This is a genomic window from Evtepia gabavorous (assembly GCF_003425665.1).
Taxonomy (GTDB): Bacteria; Bacillota; Clostridia; order Oscillospirales; family Oscillospiraceae; genus Evtepia; species Evtepia gabavorous.
The window spans coordinates 106,699-123,668 of record NZ_QQRQ01000001.1 but is presented as its reverse complement, the minus strand read 5'-3'; the positions used below and the strand labels follow the sequence as shown (position 1 = coordinate 123,668).

11 protein-coding genes are annotated in these 16,970 nt (G+C 59.2%); 2 read left to right on the top strand and 9 right to left on the bottom strand.

Features of this window, described 5'->3' with window-relative positions; genetic code table 11:
* Window positions 1-64: 64 nt before the first annotated feature.
* Window positions 65-2,443 (top strand): cation-translocating P-type ATPase, encoded by a 2,379-nt coding sequence (locus tag DV520_RS00555; RefSeq protein ID WP_021919999.1) that lies wholly within the window; start codon window positions 65-67, stop codon window positions 2,441-2,443.
* Between the two features lie 84 nt (window positions 2,444-2,527).
* On the opposite strand, the gene DV520_RS00550 is transcribed toward DV520_RS00555, so the two are convergent.
* The gene (locus DV520_RS00550) at window positions 2,528-3,745 is read right to left on the bottom strand and encodes an acetate/propionate family kinase (protein WP_021920000.1); all 1,218 of its coding nucleotides are present in this window, start codon (window positions 3,743-3,745) and stop codon (window positions 2,528-2,530) included.
* A gap of 162 nt (window positions 3,746-3,907) precedes the next feature.
* Between DV520_RS00550 and DV520_RS00545 the strand changes: the two genes are divergently transcribed.
* On the top strand, window positions 3,908-5,098 hold the full coding sequence (locus tag DV520_RS00545; RefSeq protein WP_117141440.1) for a tRNA(Met) cytidine acetate ligase: 1,191 nt from the start codon (window positions 3,908-3,910) through the stop codon (window positions 5,096-5,098).
* A 50-nt stretch (window positions 5,099-5,148) separates the two neighbouring features.
* Here the strand turns inward: DV520_RS00545 and DV520_RS00540 are convergent, their stop codons facing one another.
* The 8 genes from DV520_RS00540 to purM all read right to left on the bottom strand — a co-directional run bounded on the left by DV520_RS00540 (window position 5,149) and on the right by purM (window position 16,969).
* Window positions 5,149-6,816 carry a formate--tetrahydrofolate ligase gene (locus DV520_RS00540; RefSeq protein WP_117141439.1) on the bottom strand — a complete coding sequence of 556 codons (1,668 nt, stop codon included), beginning with the start codon at window positions 6,814-6,816 and terminating at the stop codon, window positions 5,149-5,151.
* 105 nt (window positions 6,817-6,921) lie between these two features.
* The gene (locus DV520_RS00535) at window positions 6,922-8,427 is read right to left on the bottom strand and encodes an IMP dehydrogenase (RefSeq protein WP_021920003.1); all 1,506 of its coding nucleotides are present in this window, start codon (window positions 8,425-8,427) and stop codon (window positions 6,922-6,924) included.
* Window positions 8,428-8,444: 17 nt separating this feature from the next.
* The gene (locus DV520_RS00530) at window positions 8,445-12,131 is read right to left on the bottom strand and encodes a phosphoribosylformylglycinamidine synthase (RefSeq protein WP_117141438.1); all 3,687 of its coding nucleotides are present in this window, start codon (window positions 12,129-12,131) and stop codon (window positions 8,445-8,447) included.
* Entirely contained in the window at window positions 12,132-13,406 is a 1,275-nt protein-coding gene (gene purD, locus DV520_RS00525) for a phosphoribosylamine--glycine ligase (RefSeq protein WP_117141437.1), read from the bottom strand.
* A 16-nt stretch (window positions 13,407-13,422) separates the two neighbouring features.
* Window positions 13,423-14,601, bottom strand: a complete 1,179-nt coding sequence (locus tag DV520_RS00520; protein ID WP_021920007.1) for a phosphoribosylaminoimidazolecarboxamide formyltransferase — start codon at window positions 14,599-14,601, stop codon at window positions 13,423-13,425.
* A gap of 15 nt (window positions 14,602-14,616) precedes the next feature.
* Complete coding sequence (locus DV520_RS00515) at window positions 14,617-15,327, bottom strand: IMP cyclohydrolase (RefSeq protein WP_117141436.1); 711 nt, start codon at window positions 15,325-15,327, stop codon at window positions 14,617-14,619.
* The gene (purN, locus tag DV520_RS00510) at window positions 15,324-15,938 is read right to left on the bottom strand and encodes a phosphoribosylglycinamide formyltransferase (RefSeq protein ID WP_021920009.1); all 615 of its coding nucleotides are present in this window, start codon (window positions 15,936-15,938) and stop codon (window positions 15,324-15,326) included. Before purN ends, DV520_RS00515 begins: the two co-directional genes overlap by 4 nt.
* Entirely contained in the window at window positions 15,932-16,969 is a 1,038-nt protein-coding gene (gene purM, locus DV520_RS00505; protein WP_412246388.1) for a phosphoribosylformylglycinamidine cyclo-ligase, read from the bottom strand. Before purM ends, purN begins: the two co-directional genes overlap by 7 nt.
* Window position 16,970 lies beyond the last annotated feature (1 nt).

Here is a 16,970-nt window from a genome sequence, read left to right as displayed (position 1 = left end):
GATCTATGCCCCCGGGCCTCCGGTTTTTCGCATCAGAAATCTCCCAGAAATCGGAGGCGTGCGTATGCCGTCATTGCACCAACCCGCCGGCCAAAGTCCCCTTGGTCTGACAGCGTCCCAGGTCAGGGCACGAATCCAAGCCGGTCAGGTCAACACCCCGCCGGAGTCCCCCACCAAGTCGGTGAAGCGGATTGTACTGGAAAATTTGTTCTCTTTTTTCAATCTGATTTTTTTCATCATTGCCGGCTTTTTGATTGCCGTTGGCTCTTTTGGAGAATTGATCTTCCTGCTGGTGGTCGCCGCGAATACCGCCATCGGCATCATCCAGGAGCTCCATGCAAAAAAGAAATTGGACGCCCTCTCTCTTCTCTCCGCCCCCCGGGCCCAGGTCATTCGGGACAGCAAAGTCACCACCATCCCCACCGCCGATCTGGTGAAGGATGACTTGGTGGTTCTATCCGCAGGCAATCAGATTGCCGCCGATGCCAAGGTGGTTTCCGGCTCCGTGCAGGTCAACGAATCCCTGATCACAGGAGAGTCCGACGAAATTTCCAAGGGCGTGGGCAGCGAGCTTCTGTCTGGGAGCTTTGTCGTCTCTGGAAAATGCTACGCCATTCTTACTCACGTGGGGGCAGATTCCTACGCCTCCCAGCTGACCAATGAGGCCAAGAAATCCAAAAAAAATCATCTCCCCGGCATGATGCGCTCTCTCAACCGGCTGCTGATTGCCATCGGCATCCTCATTGTCCCCATCGGCGGGATGCTCTTCTATCGGCAAACCTCTCTGTTGGGCCTCTCCCTCAAAGAAGGGGTTGAGACCACCGCCGCCGCAGTCATCGGAATGATCCCAGAGGGGCTATATCTGATGGTCAGCCTGGCGCTGGCCGCCAGCGTTCTTCGCCTGGCCGCCCAGAACACCTTAGTACAGGACCTCAAATGCACGGAAACGCTGGCCCGGGTCGACGTGCTGTGTGTGGACAAAACAGGAACCATCACCCAACCGGAGATGGCATACTGCGGCATGCTCCCTCTGGCCACCCAGGTCACGGAGGCACAGCTGGAAAAGCTTTTGTCGGACTTTGTTTCCAACATGGAACCCGACAATGAGACTATGCAGGCCCTGCAAAAATCCCTGCGCTCTGACACCGCCCGAAAGGCTCTGCAGGTGCTGGGGTTTTCCTCGGAGACCAAGTACAGCGCGGTATCTTACGGCGGCCAAGAGAGCTATGTGTTAGGGGCGCCGGAGTTTATTTTGGGTGCTGAGGGCTACGCTCCCTACCGCTCCGTGGCTGAGGAAGCCATGGCCGACGGCAGCCGGGTACTGCTCTTTGCCGCCTGCCAGCCTGGCCCCAACGGACGGGGTATCTCCTCTCCTCTGCCTCTGGCTTTCGTTTTGCTGCGCAACCCAGTGCGGGAAAATGCCAAAGAGACCTTTGCCTACTTCCACGCGCAGGGCGTCACCGTGAAAGTCATCTCCGGGGACAACCCTGTCACCGTTTCCGCAGCTGCCCGGGAGGCCGGGATTGAGGGTGCGGACCGCTACGTGGATGCCTCCACCCTGGAGACCTATGAGGACATCGAAGCCGCCTGCGAGGAGTACAACGTCTTCGGCCGGGTGAAGCCCAATCAGAAAAAGCTTCTGATCCAGGCCCTGCAAAGCAACAAGCACACGGTGGCCATGACCGGTGACGGTGTCAACGACGTGCTGGCCCTGAAGGAAGCCGATTGCAGCGTGGCCATGGCCTCAGGCAGTGACGTGGCCGCCCAGATTTCCGATCTGGTTCTCATGAACTCTGACTTCTCCTCCATGCCCTCTGTGGTGGCGGAAGGGCGCCGGGTCATCAACAACATTGAACGGGCGGCCTCCTTGTATCTGGTGAAAAATATTTTCTCCCTGATCTTGGCTGTGATCTCCATTACCGCTGTGTTCTCCTATCCCCTCTCTCCGTCGCAGCTGACACTGATGAGTCTGCTTTCCATTGGTATCCCCTCCCTGATCCTAGCTCTGGAGCCCAACGAAAATTTGGTCAGTGGAAAATTTCTCCGCAACGCCATCGTCCGGGCTCTTCCGGCGGCGTTTACAGATTTGTTTATCATCATTTTTGTACTTCTTTTCCAGCAAGCTTTCCAAATCAGCAACAACGAAATTTCCACCATCACCGCACTGCTGGTCACCATCGTGGGATTCTTTATGGTCTGGCGGGTGGCCAAGCCTGTCAACCGGCTCCATCTGGGCATGATGGGGGGACTAATCCTTGCTTTGCTCTTCATCATCGCAGTCATCCCCGGTCTCTTCTCTCTGTCTCCGCTGTCCTTCGGCGGTATTTTGGTTCTCACGGTATTTATTCTACTGATTCCCTCTGTCATCTGGCTGCTGAACAAAGCCCTGGAAGGTCTGAGTCTTTTATTTCATAAAGCCAGTGGTGGGAAATACACCGCATAACTCCCTGACCGATCTAAAAAACGCTGGGCCCTGCTATACAGGACCCAGCGTTTTCCGCTTTCGGTTTATTGCCGTCAGATTCAATCAGTCTTCTTTGACTGCAGCTTCCTGCTCTCTGACCAGTCTGGCGGTATCCAACGCGATCACCAGTTCCTCGTTGGTGGGAATCAGGAGAATCTTATTGGGGGAGTCATCGGTGGAGATGATGGCCTCCTTGCCCCGGACGTTGTTCTTCTCAGGGTCCATCTTCAGGCCCAGGAATTCCAGCCCTTCCATGATCTTGGCACGGAGGGTCGCGGAGTTCTCACCCACGCCAGCGGTGAATACCACAGCGTCCAGACCACCCATGGCGGCGGCACAGGAACCGATCCGCTTGGTGACCTTATAGCAGAAGACGTCAATGGCCAGCTGCGCACGCTCGTTGCCCTCTGCCGCGGCAGCCTCCAGGTCGCGGAAGTCAGAGGAAACGCCGGAAATGCCCAGCATGCCGGACTCCTTATTCAGGGCGCTCTCCACGCGCTTGCCGGAATAGCCGCGCTGATCCACGATATACTCCGTGATGGCCGCGTCAATGGCACCGGCGCGGGTGCCCATGGGCAGACCGTCCTGGGGCGTAAAGCCCATGGAGGTATCAATGGATTTGCCAAACTTCACCGAGCAGGTAGAGGCGCCGTTGCCCAGGTGGCAGGTGGCAATGCGCAGTTCCTCAATGGGGCGGCCCAGCATCTCCGCGGCACGCTGAGAAACATACTGGTGAGAAGTGCCATGGAAGCCATAGCGGCGAACCTTATTCTCTGTATACCAGCGGTAAGGCACTGCGTAAATGTAGGCCTTGGGGGGCATGGTCTGGTGGAATGCCGTATCAAACACCGCCACCATGGGGGTATTGGGCATCACATCCTGGCAAGCCTCAATGCCAGTGATGTTGGCAGGGTTGTGGAGGGGTGCCAGGGGAATGCAGTCCCGGATTCCCTTCATCACCGCCCGGTCAATGATCACAGAGTGGGTGAACTCCTCGCCGCCATGCACCACGCGGTGGCCCACAGCGTCGATCTCGGACATATCTTTGATAACGCCATAGTAATTATGGGTCAGAACCTCCATCACCAGCTTGATAGCAGCCTCATGGTCCGGCATGTAGCGGTCTGCATCATAGACATCCTTCCCGGTGGGGGTATGTTTAATGTGGCCATCGATCCCGATCCGCTCACAAAGGCCCTTGGCCAGGACTTCCTTCGTATCGGGGTCCAGCAGCTGATACTTCAGGGAAGAGCTGCCCGCGTTGATAACCAAAACTTTCATGGTATTTTCCACTCCTTAATTGTTAATCATTGCGATAGGTTCTTGCTTGGATTACCCATTCAGGGTAAAATAGTTCATACGCATTTATCTTAGCCCATTTTTATGAAAAGGACAACTGTTTTTTCCCCAAATTTCAAATTTTTTCTGAAGCGAGGTTGGTCTATGCATACAATCGGCGTCATCGCGGAATACAATCCCTTTCACAGCGGCCACGGTCATCATCTTCGCATGCTCTCCCAGACCTTCGGACCGGACTGCGCGGTGGTCTGCGTCATGAGCGGCAACTGGGTACAGCGGGGAGACGCCGCCTTGGCGGACAAGTGGACCCGGGCGGAACTGGCCCTGCGTCAAGGGGCCGACCTGATTCTGGAGCTTCCCACCCTCTGGGCTGTCTCCTCTGCGGAATCCTTTGCCCGGGGCGGAGTGGCGCTTCTGACTGCCACAGGCGTGGTGGATACCCTCAGCTTCGGCAGTGAGGCCGGCATCCTATCCCCCCTCCAGGCAGTGGCAGACTGTCTGGAGAGCGAGGCCTGGCGCTGCCTGCTGCGCCAGACACTGGCGCAGGGCCTCTCCTTTCCCGTGGCCCGTCAGCGGGCTGCCACCGCCCTTTTGGGAGAAAACGCCCAGTGCCTGCGCCATCCCAACAACAACCTGGGCATTGAATATCTGCGGGCGCTTCGGTCCCTGGGCTCCCCCCTGGTTCCCCACACCATCCCCCGCCTGGGGGCGGGCCACGACCAGGGGCAAACCGGCCTGTCTCATGTCTCCGCCTCTTACCTGCGGGAAAGGCTTTTGGAAGAACCTGGGGAAACTTCTCTGGCCCCCCATCTCTCCCCCCAGGCGGAAGCGCGCCTGCGGGCCAACCCTGCCAGCCTGGCATTTTGCACCCAGGGGGTTTTGGCCCGTCTGCGGGGCATGGAGGCAGAAGACTTTTCCCAACTACCTGACAGCGGAGAAGGTCTGAGTCACCGCCTGTATGATGCGGTTCAGTCCGCTGACTCTCTGCCGGCACTCTACCAATTGGTCAAAACGAAACGGTATCCCCTGGCCCGAATCCGCCGGCTGGTGCTGTGGGCCTTTTTGGGGCTGACCGCCCAGGACCGCCTGGATGCGCCCCCTTACCTGCGGGTTCTGGGGTTCACAGCCAAGGGACAGAACTTACTGCGCCAGATGAAAACCACCGCCACTCTGCCCGTGATAGTTAAACCCGCCCATGGGGCCAAGCTCCCCTCAGAGGCCAGGCGGGTGTTTGCCCTGGAAGCCCGCTGCACCGCGCTGTACGATCTTTGCCGCAGAGAGTTCGGGCGGGTTCCCGGGAAAAATGAGTACACGCAGAATCCCGTCCGTCTATAAAGCGACAGCACCGGAGCCCCGGTGCTGTCGCTTTTTTTAAGATATTTTGCTTAAAAAAGGCCGGTAATCTTTCCCGTCTCATCCACGTCAATCTTCTCCGCGGCAGGCACCTTGGGCAGACCTGGCATGGTGAGGATGTCTCCGGTCAGGGCCACAATAAACCCAGCGCCCGCAGAGACCTTCAGGTTCCGGACGGTCACCGTAAAGTCCTCCGGCGCCCCCAGCAAAGCCTGGTTGTCCGAGAAGCTATACTGGGTCTTGGCCATACAGATGGGATATCCCCCGAAGCCCTGCTCTGTAAGCTGTCTGGCCTGTTTCTGTGCGTTGGGGGTCAAAACCACATCCTTGCCCCGGTAAATCTTGGTGACAATGGCCCGGAGCTTTTCCTCGATGGAGCAGTCCAGCGGATAGGCCTGCTGGAATTGGTTGGGCTGCTCACACAGACGCACCACCTCTTCCGCCAGGGCCCTGCCTCCCTCGCCCCCTTTGGCCCAGACCTCGGAGAGGGCCACATGGACCCCCAGTTCCCTGCATCTGTCAGCAATCAGCGCAAGCTCTGCCTCCGTGTCCAAGGGGAAGCGGTTGATGGCCACCACACAGGGAAGGCGGAACACCGTGGTAATGTTCTCCACATGGCGCAGAAGGTTGGGCAGCCCGCGCTCCAGCGCGGCCAGATCCTCCTTCCCCAGGTCGGCCTTTGCCACGCCGCCGTGGTGCTTCAGGGCACGGACGGTAGCCACCACCACCACGGCACTGGGCTGCAGATCGGCCATGCGGCATTTGATATCCAGGAACTTTTCCGCCCCCAGGTCCGCGCCGAACCCGGCCTCTGTCACAGCATAGTCACCCAGCTTCAGCGCCGCCCGGGTGGCCATGATCGAGTTGCACCCATGGGCGATGTTGGCAAAGGGGCCCCCGTGGATCAGGGCCGGCGTTCCCTCCAGCGTCTGCACCAGATTGGGCTTGATCGCATCCTTGAGCAGCGCCGCCATGGCCCCCGCCGCCTTCAGGTCGTTGGCGGTGACGGGCTTGTCCTCATAGGTGTAGCCCACCACCATCCGTCCCAGGCGCGCTTTCAGATCTGTTATGGAGGTGGCCAGGCAGAGCACGGCCATGATTTCCGAGGCCACGGTAATGTCAAATCCATCCTCCCGAGGCACCCCCTGGGCCCGTCCGCCCAGGCCGTCCACAATGTTGCGCAGCTGCCGGTCGTTCATATCCACGCAGCGTTTCCAGGTGATCTTTTTCACATCAATCCCCAAGGCGTTGCCCTGCTGAATATGGTTGTCCAGCATGGCGGCCAGCAAATTGTTGGCCGCGCCAATGGCGTGAAAGTCCCCGGTAAAATGCAGGTTGATGTCCTCCATGGGCACCACCTGGGCATAGCCGCCGCCGGCAGCCCCGCCCTTGAGTCCGAACACCGGTCCCAGAGAGGGCTCCCGCAGAGCAACCACGGACTTCTTGCCCAGCTTCCGCAGGCCGTCCGCCAGGCCCACTGTGGTTGTGGTCTTTCCCTCCCCGGCGGGGGTGGGGGTGATGGCGGTGACCAGAATCAGTTTGCCATCGGGTCCTTTTTTCTCCTGAAGCAGCTTGTCGTCAATTTTGGCCTTATAGTTGCCATACTGCTCCAGATATCGCTCCTCCACGCCCACTTCCCGGGCAATCTCCCGGATGTGTCTCATCGGACAAGCCTGCGCAATCTCAATGTCACTCTTCATGGGAATCCGCTCTCCTTTCAAGCACTTTGAAAAACCGCACCGTGCTTCCAACCGTTCTAAACCGGTGAGGGGGCACGGGTTCCCCTTTCTGAGAACCCGAACCTCTTACTGTCCCCCACCTGTGGTCCGCAGGGTGACATCATGGTATCCGCCCTCCACAATGCTGGTGGCGGAGACCAAGGTAAGCTTGGCGTTCTTCTGCAGATCGGGAATATTGATCACCCCGCAGTTGCACATAGTGGACTTCACCTTATACAGGCTCTTTTCCACGTTGTCGTGAAGGGAACCGGCATAGGCCACATAGGAATCCACACCCTCTTCAAACGCCAGGTCGTTCTTCCCCCCCAGGTCATAGCGTTGCCAGTTCCGGGCCCGGTTAGACCCCTCACCCCAATATTCCTTCACATAGGCACCGTTGACCATCAGCTTATTGGTGGGGCTCTCGTCAAAGCGGGCAAAATAGCGTCCCAGCATCAGGAAATCCGCCCCCATGGCCAGGGCCAGGGTCATGTGAAAATCAAACACGATGCCGCCGTCAGAGCAGATGGGCACATAGACGCCGGTCTCCTTATAATACTCATCCCGGGCAGCCGCTACCTCAATGAGGGCGGAAGCCTGCCCCCGTCCAATGCCCTTGGTTTCCCGGGTAATACAGATGGAACCGCCGCCGATGCCCACCTTGACAAAGTCCGCACCAGCTCGAGCCAGGTACCGGAAGCCCTCCCGGTCCACCACGTTGCCGGCACCTACCTTGACCGTGTCGCCGTATTTTTCCCGGATAAAGTCAATGGTCTTTTTCTGCCAGACGGAATATCCCTCCGAGGAGTCAATGCACAGCACATCCGCGCCGGCCTCCACCAAGGCAGGAACCCGTTCCGCATAGTCCTTCGAGTTGATCCCGGCACCCACCAGGTACCGCTTGTCCGCGTCCTGAAGGGCCAAGGGGTGCTCCTTATGTTCTGCATAGTCCTTGCGGAAAACAAAATACATCAGGTGGTCCTGATCGTCTACCACAGGCAGCGCGTTGAGCTTATTGTCCCAGATGATGTCGTTGGCCTCTTTCAGCGTGGTGGCCGCAGGCGCCGTAATGAGCTTTTCCCGGGGGGTCATAAACTCCCGGACGGGAATGTCCGTGCTCATCCGCGTGATTCGGTAGTCCCGGCTGGTCACCAGCCCCAAAAGTTTGCCGGTGGGCGTGGCGTCCTCGGTGATGGCCACAGTGGAGAAGCCGTTCTTCTCCTTCAAGGCCAACACATCAGCCAGGGTGGCGTCGGGCGTCAGGTTGGAGGCACTGATGACAAAACCGGCCTTGCTGCTTTTCACCCGGCGCACCATCGCGGCCTCGTCTTCAATGGACTGAGAGCCATAGATAAAAGATAGGCCGCCCTCCTTGGCCAGGGCCACCGCCAGGGTGTCGTTGGACACCGCCTGCATGATGGCGGAGACCATGGGGATATTCAAGCTGATGGGGCAGTCCTCCTCCCCCTTGCGATACTTGACCAGGGGGGTTTTCAACGAGACGTTGTCGGGAATACACTCTTCCGAAGTAAAGCCGGGCACCAGCAGGTACTCACTGAAGGTATGAGAGGGTTCGGGATAATAAAAAGCCATAACGGGCTCCTCCTTTCTCACTGGAAATACTCCACCGCCGCGCGGAAGAGCTTCATGTCATAGTCACCGGGGACGTTGCGGTACAGGCCCGGGCCCGTCCGCTCACTGTGGCCCATCTTGCCGAACACACGACCGTCGGGGGAGGTGATTCCCTCAATGGCCCAGACAGAGTTGTTGGGATTGTAGTGAATATCCGAGGTGGGATTGCCCGCCAGGTCCACATACTGGGTGGCAATCTGCCCCCGCTCCGCCAGCTGCCGCACCAGTTCCTCCGAAGCCAGGAAGCGCCCCTCTCCGTGGGAGATGGGAACGGTATAAATCTCCCCCGGCTGGGTCTTCATCAGCCAAGGCGACTGGTTGGAGGCAACCCGGGTACGCACCAGCCGGGACTGATGCCGCCCGATGGTGTTGAAGGTCAGGGTGGGACAGGTCTCGTCGGTGTCCACAATCTCTCCATAGGGTACCAGCCCCAGCTTAATCAGCGCCTGGAACCCATTGCACACACCCAGCATCAGGCCGTCCCGGTTCTTCAGCAGTTCGTTCACCTGCTCCTTCACTTGACCGGACCGGAAGAAAGAGGTGATCAGCTTGGCCGACCCGTCCGGTTCGTCCCCGCCGGAGAAGCCGCCGGGCAAAAAGACAATCTGGGCCTGGGCCAGCCGCTGGGCCACATGCTCCATGGACTGTGCAATGGCCCCGGCGGTGAGGTTTTTGATCACCACAATCTCCGGCTCGGCTCCTGCCGCAGCCATGGCTTTGGCCGCGTCATACTCACAGTTGGTGCCAGGGAAAACGGGGATCAGCACCCGGGGCTTTGCCGCTTTGATCAGCGGCTTCTTCCAGCTGTCACCATGGGCAGACAGCGTAGGAATCTCCTTCTGGCCCTGGGCAATGTTGCAGGGATAGATGGGCTCCAGCTTGCCCTCATAGGCCTCCTGGAGTTCTTGGAGCGGGATGCTCTCCTCCCGCCAGGTAAAGCTCCCCTCTTCCGTGGTAACCCCCAGAGGCAGACCGATCTCCTCCTGCTCTGTCAGCTCCAGCACGAAGGAGCCATAGGAGTAAGCGAAGAGTTCATCCAGGGTACAGCCCTCATCAAACCGGAACCCGATCCCATTGCCCAGGGCCATCTTCAGCACAGCCTCCGCCACACCGCCGAAGGTGGCCGTATAGGCTGCCAGAACCTTTCCTTTCTTCATCAGCCGGTTCACACTCTGATAGACCTTCTTCAGCGAGGCCGCCACGGGCAGTCCGTCGGGACCGTACTCCGGGCAGAGCCAAACCACAGGATGGCCCGCCCCTTTGAACTCAGGGGAGACAATATGCCCCACTTGGTCGGTGGTCACCGCAAAGGACACCAGGGTCGGCGGCACATCCAAGTCCTCAAAGGAACCGCTCATGGAGTCCTTGCCGCCGATGGCCGCAATCTCCAGCTCCTTCTGGGCCCGGAAAGCCCCCAGCAGGGCAGCCAGGGGCTGACCCCAGCGGTGCGGGTCCTTCCCCAGCTTGGGGAAGTATTCCTGGAAGCTGAGATAGGTCTCCTTCAGCCCCGCGCCGGTGGCCACCAGCTTGGAAACCGACTCCACAACCGCCAGGTAGGCCCCGTGATAGGGGCTCTTTTCTGTGATATAGGGGTTATAGCCCCAAGACATCAGGGAACAGGTGTCGGTGCTCCCCTCTTCCATGGAGATTTGATTGACCATCGCCTGAGTGGGCGTCAGTTGGTATTGACCGCCAAAAGGCATAAGGACCGTACCACTGCCAATGGTGGCGTCAAACCGTTCTGCCAGTCCCCGTTTGGAGCAGACGTTCAGGTCCCCGGCCAGGTCCAGGTAGCCCTGCCGGAACGCTGTAACCTGCTCCTTCAGAATGGACTCCGGCTGGGCTGTGACCGCGGTGATATGCTTTTCCACCCCATTGGTGTCCAGGAAAGCACGGGCAATGTCCACAATCTTCTTCCCATTCCAGGTCATGGTGAGGCGGCCCTTGCCTGTGACAGCCGCCACCACGGTGGCCTCCAGATTTTCCTGGTCAGCCAGCTCCATGAAGCGGGCCGCATCCTTCTCCTCCACCACCACGGCCATTCTCTCCTGGGATTCACTGATGGCCAGTTCCGTGCCGTCCAGGCCCTCATATTTCTTCGGTACCTTGTTCAGGTCAATCTCCAGGCCCTCGGCCAACTCGCCAATGGCCACGGAGACACCGCCGGCCCCAAAGTCGTTGCAGCGTTTGATCAGACGGGAGGCCTCCGGATTTCGGAACAGGCGCTGCAGCTTCCGCTCCTCCGGGGCGTTGCCCTTTTGGACCTCGGCACCGCAGGTCTCCAGGGATTCTGTGGTATGAGACTTGGAAGACCCCGTGGCGCCGCCGCAGCCGTCCCGGCCTGTGCGGCCGCCCAGCAGAATCACCACATCCCCCGGGGCGGGACGCTCCCGCCGGACATTGGCCGCAGGCGCCGCGGCGATGACCGCGCCAATCTCCATGCGCTTGGCCGCGTAACCAGGATGGTACAGCTCGTCCACCTGGCCTGTGGCCAGGCCGATCTGGTTGCCATAGGAGGAGTAGCCGGCGGCGGCCTTGGTGACAATGGTCCGCTGGGGCAGCTTCCCCTCCATGGTCTGCTCAATGGGCGTCAGCGGGTCCGCTGCGCCTGTCAAACGCATGGCGGAGTATACATAGGCACGGCCCGAAAGCGGGTCCCGAATGGCGCCGCCCACACAGGTGGCCGCCCCGCCGAAGGGCTCGATCTCCGTGGGGTGGTTGTGGGTCTCATTCTTAAACAGGAGCAGCCAGTCCTCTTTCCCCGCCTCGGTGTCCACCTTGATCTTGACCGTGCAGGCGTTAATCTCCTCGGACTCATCCAGCTTGGGCATTTTCCCCTGCTTTTTGAGGTACTTGGCCACAATGGTGCCGATATCCATGAGGTTGATGGGTTTGGTCCGGTTCAGTCGCTTGCGGGTATTCAGATACTCTTCATAGGTCTGCTGAAGAATGGGGCTGGCAAACTCCACCCCGTCAATGGTGGTCAGGAACGTGGTGTGCCGGCAGTGGTCCGACCAGTAGGTATCGATGACCCGCAGCTCGGTCATGGTGGGGTCCCGGTCCTCGGTGCGGAAATAGTCCCGGCAGAACCGCAGATCATCCAGGTCCATGGCCAGACCATACTCGGCCACCATGGCCTGCAGTTCCGTCTCCTCCATCTCCCGGAAGCCGGTCAGCGTCGCCACCGTCTCGGGGACAGCATAGTCCATGGCCAGGGTTTCAAAGGGCTCCAGAGAGGCCTCCCGGGCCTCCACCGGGTTAATGAGATATTTCTTAATGGACGCCACTTCCGCCGCGGTCAGCTGCCCCGTCAGATGATACACCCGGGCAGAGCGCACCAAGGGCCGCTCCCCCTGGGAGAGAATCTGGATGCACTGGGCAGCGGAGTCAGCCCGCTGGTCAAATTGTCCGGGGAGATACTCCACGGCAAAGACAATTCCCTCCTGGGGCAGTGTATCCGTCACCAGATCCAGCTGCGGTTCTGAGAGGATCGTTTTGACACTGTAATCGAAGAGCTCCGGCGTGATGTTCTCCACATCATAGCGGTTGAGCAGACGCAGTCTCTCCAGAGAAGCAATCCCCAAAAGCGTCCGGATATCGCTGGCCAAGGCATCAGCCTCCGCTGTGAGCCCTGGGCGTTTTTCTACATAGACCCGATATACCATTTATTTTACCTCTTCCTTTGCCCGCAGAGCCCGGGCACCAATGTCCTTTCGGTAGTACGCGTTCTCAAAGGTCACCTTGGCCCCCTCCCGGTAAGCCTTGTCAATGGCCTCCTGGAGGGTATCTCCCACGGCAGTAACCCCCAGGACCCGGCCGCCAGAGGTCTTGAGCACGCCCTCCTCCAGCTTGGCACCGGCCACAAAGACCTGGGCATCCAGGTCCGCGGGAATGGTGATGGGATACCCTGTCTCATAGGACTTGGGGTACCCCTGGGAGGCCAGCACCAGACAACAGGCAGACTTGTCGCTGAACTGCACCGGGGTCTCCGAGAGCGTGCCCTTGGCAGTGGCCTCCATGATGGTCAGCAAATCACTCTCCAGCAAGGGGAGAACCACCTGGGTCTCCGGGTCCCCAAAGCGGCAGTTGTACTCAATCACCTTGGGGCCCTTCTCCGTGAGCATCAGGCCAAAATAGAGACAGCCTCGGAAGGTCCGGCCCTCCTGATTCATGGCCCGCATGGTGGGCAGGAAAATGGTCTCCATACACACCTTGGCCACGTCCTCGGTGTAGTAAGGATTGGGGGCAATGGTGCCCATGCCGCCGGTGTTGGGCCCGGTGTCCCCATCCCCAATGCGTTTATGGTCCATGGAGGAGACCATGGGAACGACCACCTTGCCATCGGTAAAGGAGAGAACCGAGACCTCGGGGCCCGTCAGGAACTCCTCGATGACAATGTGGCTGCCGCTCTCTCCAAAGATTTTGTCCTCCATGCAGGCGCGCACTGCCGCCACCGCCTCCTGGCGTGTCATGGCCACGGTGACGCCTTTGCCCAGGGCCAGGCCATCGGCCTTAACCACAGTGGGGATGGGGGCGGTCTTTAGATAGTCCAGCGCCTCGTCCATGTTGTCAAAAACCCGGTATTCGGCGGTGGGAATGTGATACTTCTTCATCAGGTCCTTGGAAAAGACCTTGCTCCCCTCCAGAATGGCAGCCGCTTTGTTGGGGCCAAAGCAGGCAATTCCCGCCTCTTCCAGCAGATCCACTGCCCCCAGGACCAGGGGATCGTCCGGGGCCACCACCGCAAAATCAATGGCGTTGTCCTTGGCAAAGGTTGTGATGCCCGCCAGGTCTTTCGCCCCAATGCCGGTGCAGATGGCATCGGCGGCGATGCCGCCATTGCCGGGAGCGGCGTAAATCTCCGTCACCCGAGGGCTTTTTTTCAAGCTTTTGATGATAGCGTGCTCTCGGCCGCCGCCGCCTACCACAAGAATTTTCATAGGGACCTCCTCTGCCTCAGTGATGGAACAGGCGCATGCCGGTAAAGGCCATGACCATGTGATATCGGTTTGCTGTCTCGATGACGTTGTCATCCCGGATCGAACCGCCGGGCTCCACAATGTAGGAGACACCGGACTTTCTGGCCCGCTCCACATTGTCCCCGAAGGGGAAGAACGCATCGCTGCCCACGGTAACACCGGTCTGGGTCGCAATCCATTCCTTTTTCTCCTGGGCTGTAAGGGGTTCCGGCTTCACCTTAAATTTGGTCTGCCATACACCTTCCCGCAGCACATCCTCATACTCATCGGACAGGTACACGTCAATGGCGTTGTCCCGGTCCGGACGGCGGAGGGTATCCAGGAACTGGAGACCCAGAGCTTTGGGGTGCTGGCGAAGATACCAGTTGTCCGCCTTGTTCCCCGCCAGGCGGGTGCAGTGGATGCGGCTTTGCTGGCCCGCCCCCACGCCGATGGCCTGTCCGTTCTTTACATAGCAGACGGAATTGGACTGGGTGTATTTCAATGTAATCAGGGCCACAATCATGTCGATTTTGGCCTGATCCGGAAGGGTTTTATTCTCTGTCACCAGGTTGGTCAGCAAAGACGCATCAATTTTGAAGTTATTGCGTCCCTGCTCGAAGGTGATGCCAAAGACATCCTTGTGTTCCTGCACCGCAGGAACGTAGGCCGGGTCAATTTTCACAATATTGTATCCGCCCTTTTTCTTGGACTTTAAGATTTCCAAGGCTTCCGGGGTATAGTCGGGGGCGATGATCCCGTCAGAGACCTCCGGCTTCAGATAGGCCGCCGTGGCGGCATCACAGGTATCGCTCAGGGCTGCCCAGTCACCATAGGAGCACAGGCGGTCCGCCCCCCGGGCCCGGATATAGGCGCAGGCCATGGGGGTCAGCTCGGCCTGCGGGTCTACAAAGTAGATGGCCCGGTCGGTCTGACTGAGGGGCAGCCCCACCGCCGCGCCGGCGGGAGAGACGTGCTTAAAGGACGCCGCCGCCGGCAGTCCCGTGGCCTCCTTGAGCTCCTTCACCAGCTGCCAGGAATTCAGGGCGTCCATAAAGTTGATGTACCCGGGTTTGCCATTGAGCACCTCAATGGGCAGGTCCCGGCCGTCATTGACAGAAATACTGGCTGGCTTCTGGTTGGGATTGCAGCCATACTTCAGTTCCAGTTGTTTCATCGTTCGCTCCCCCGCTTATTGATTTTTATTCAGAATGATCTCTTGGTACGTCCCAGAAGCCAAATCGGTAAATCGGACATACAGCGAAATCTTATTCTCCTGGTTCAGATGATCCCAAATCCCGTGGGCAAACTCCTCCATGGTGCCGGAAATGGTCACCCGCTCTGGTTCCCCTTGGAACGTGGGGATGGGGGTTCCATCGCAGACATAAGTGTGGAGAAAATGACCCACCCCGGCCAGGGCAGGATACTCAAAGGTGTAGCGGGCACAGGCACTGCCCTGGGCATCCGCACTCTTCAGAATCGACAGCTTATAACTGCCGTCCGGGGAGAGCAGTCCGGAAATGCGGGGGGTCCAGTTGGGCCCATCCGGTTCAAATTCCCGGGTCCGCAGCGCCTGCTCCATGGGAAGGCCCCGTTCCAGGAAGGACCGGATGGTGTCCGTCTGGTCCCCGTTGGTGACAATGAGTCCCCGTCCCATCTGACGAACGGGGTGATAGATAATGAGACTGGGGTCAGCCAGCTTGGCCGGGTCGTAGGCCTCGGTACGGAGTCCATCGGGCTCCTTGACGAAAATCCGGTTCCGGCTGTTTTCGCTGCGGCCCATGATGAAATACGCCGCCACCGACTGTTTTCCGTCGGCTGTGTTTCCCAGCACAATCCCTCGTCCCGGGTAGGAATTGGCGGCCAGCAGGGCCGTCAGGTCGTGGGTTTCATAGACGTTCATTGGTCCTTCTCCCTCCTGATCTCCTCTGATATCATCTGGGTGGCCTGGGGCAGCAGCTTCCACTCCGCCTGCTCCATCACCCGCCTTTGCAGTGTCTCTGGGGTATCCCCCGGCTGAATCTCCACCGCCTTCTGAAGGAGAATCTCTCCCCCATCCGGCACCTCGTTGACAAAGTGGACCGTGGCACCGGTGACCTTCACCCCGTAGTCCAACGCGGCCTGGTGTACCTTTAGACCATAGAATCCCTTTCCACAGAACGCGGGAATCAAGGAGGGATGGACATTGAGAATCCGCCGGGGCCACCGGCTGGTAAAGTCCGCGCTGAGAATGCTCATAAAGCCCGCCAGGACAAGCAGTTCCACGCCGTGGTCGGACAGTGCCTGGGAAATGGCCGCTTCAAAAGCCGCTTGGCTTCCCAGTGCCTTTCGGCTGCACACCACAGCGGGAACCCCGGCCTGGGCAGCCCGGGTCAGGGCATAGGCGCTGTCGTTGCTGGAGATGACCAGGACGATCTCTCCATCTGTCAGCACCCCCTCCCTCTGGGCGTCCAGCAGGGCCTGCAGATTGGTGCCCCCACCGGAGACCAGCACGGCAATCTTTGTTTTTACCATAGGATGACACCCTCGTCGCCGGCGACAATTTCGCCCAGACGAACGGGCTGTTCCCCAGCGGCTTGCAGAACCTCCATGGCCTTCTCCGCCTCTTCCCGGGCCACCACCACCGTCATACCGATGCCCATGTTGAAGGTGTTGAACATCTCCCGGCGGGGAACACTGCCGGCCTTCTCAATGAGGGTGAAGATGGGCAGCACTGGCACATTGGCTTCCTTGATCTTGGCTGTCATCCCCTGGGGCAAGCTGCGGGGAATGTTCTCATAGAATCCGCCCCCTGTGATATGGGAGACAGACTTGATCTGCACCTGCTCCATGAGGGCCAGGATGCTCTTTACATAGATACGGGTGGGGGTCAGCAAGGTCTCTCCCAGAGACCGGCCGCCCAGGGCCTCCACCGGCGCCTTCAGGTCAGCGTGCTCCACATCCAGGACCTTCCGGACCAGGGAAAAGCCGTTGGAATGAACCCCAGAGGAGGGCAGGCCCAGAATCACATCTCCGGGCTGGATGGTGGTTTTGTCAAACACCTTCGCCTTATCCACCACACCCACAGAAAATCCGGCCAGATCATACTCATCCACCGGATAGAAGCCCGGCATCTCGGCGGTTTCCCCGCCGATGAGAGATACCCCGGACTGCACGCATCCCTCGGCCACGCCGGAGACAATGTCCGCAATCTTCTCCGGGATATTCTTGCCGCAGGCAATATAGTCCAGGAAGAAAAGGGGCTTGGCCCCCACGCAAATAATATCGTTGACACACATAGCCACACAGTCGATGCCCACTGTGTCATGTTTGTCCATCAAAAACGCCAGCTTCAGCTTGGTTCCCACCCCATCGGTGCCGGAGACCAAAACAGGACGGGAAATCCCCGTCAGGTCCAGTTCAAACAGGCCGCCAAATCCACCGATGTCAGACAGGGCGCCCGCCGTCATGGTCTTGGCGATGTGGGTTTTCATGAGCTCCACGGCCCGATAGCCAGCGGTAATGTCCACGCCCGCTGCGGCGTAACTGTCCGATCTTGATTGCATA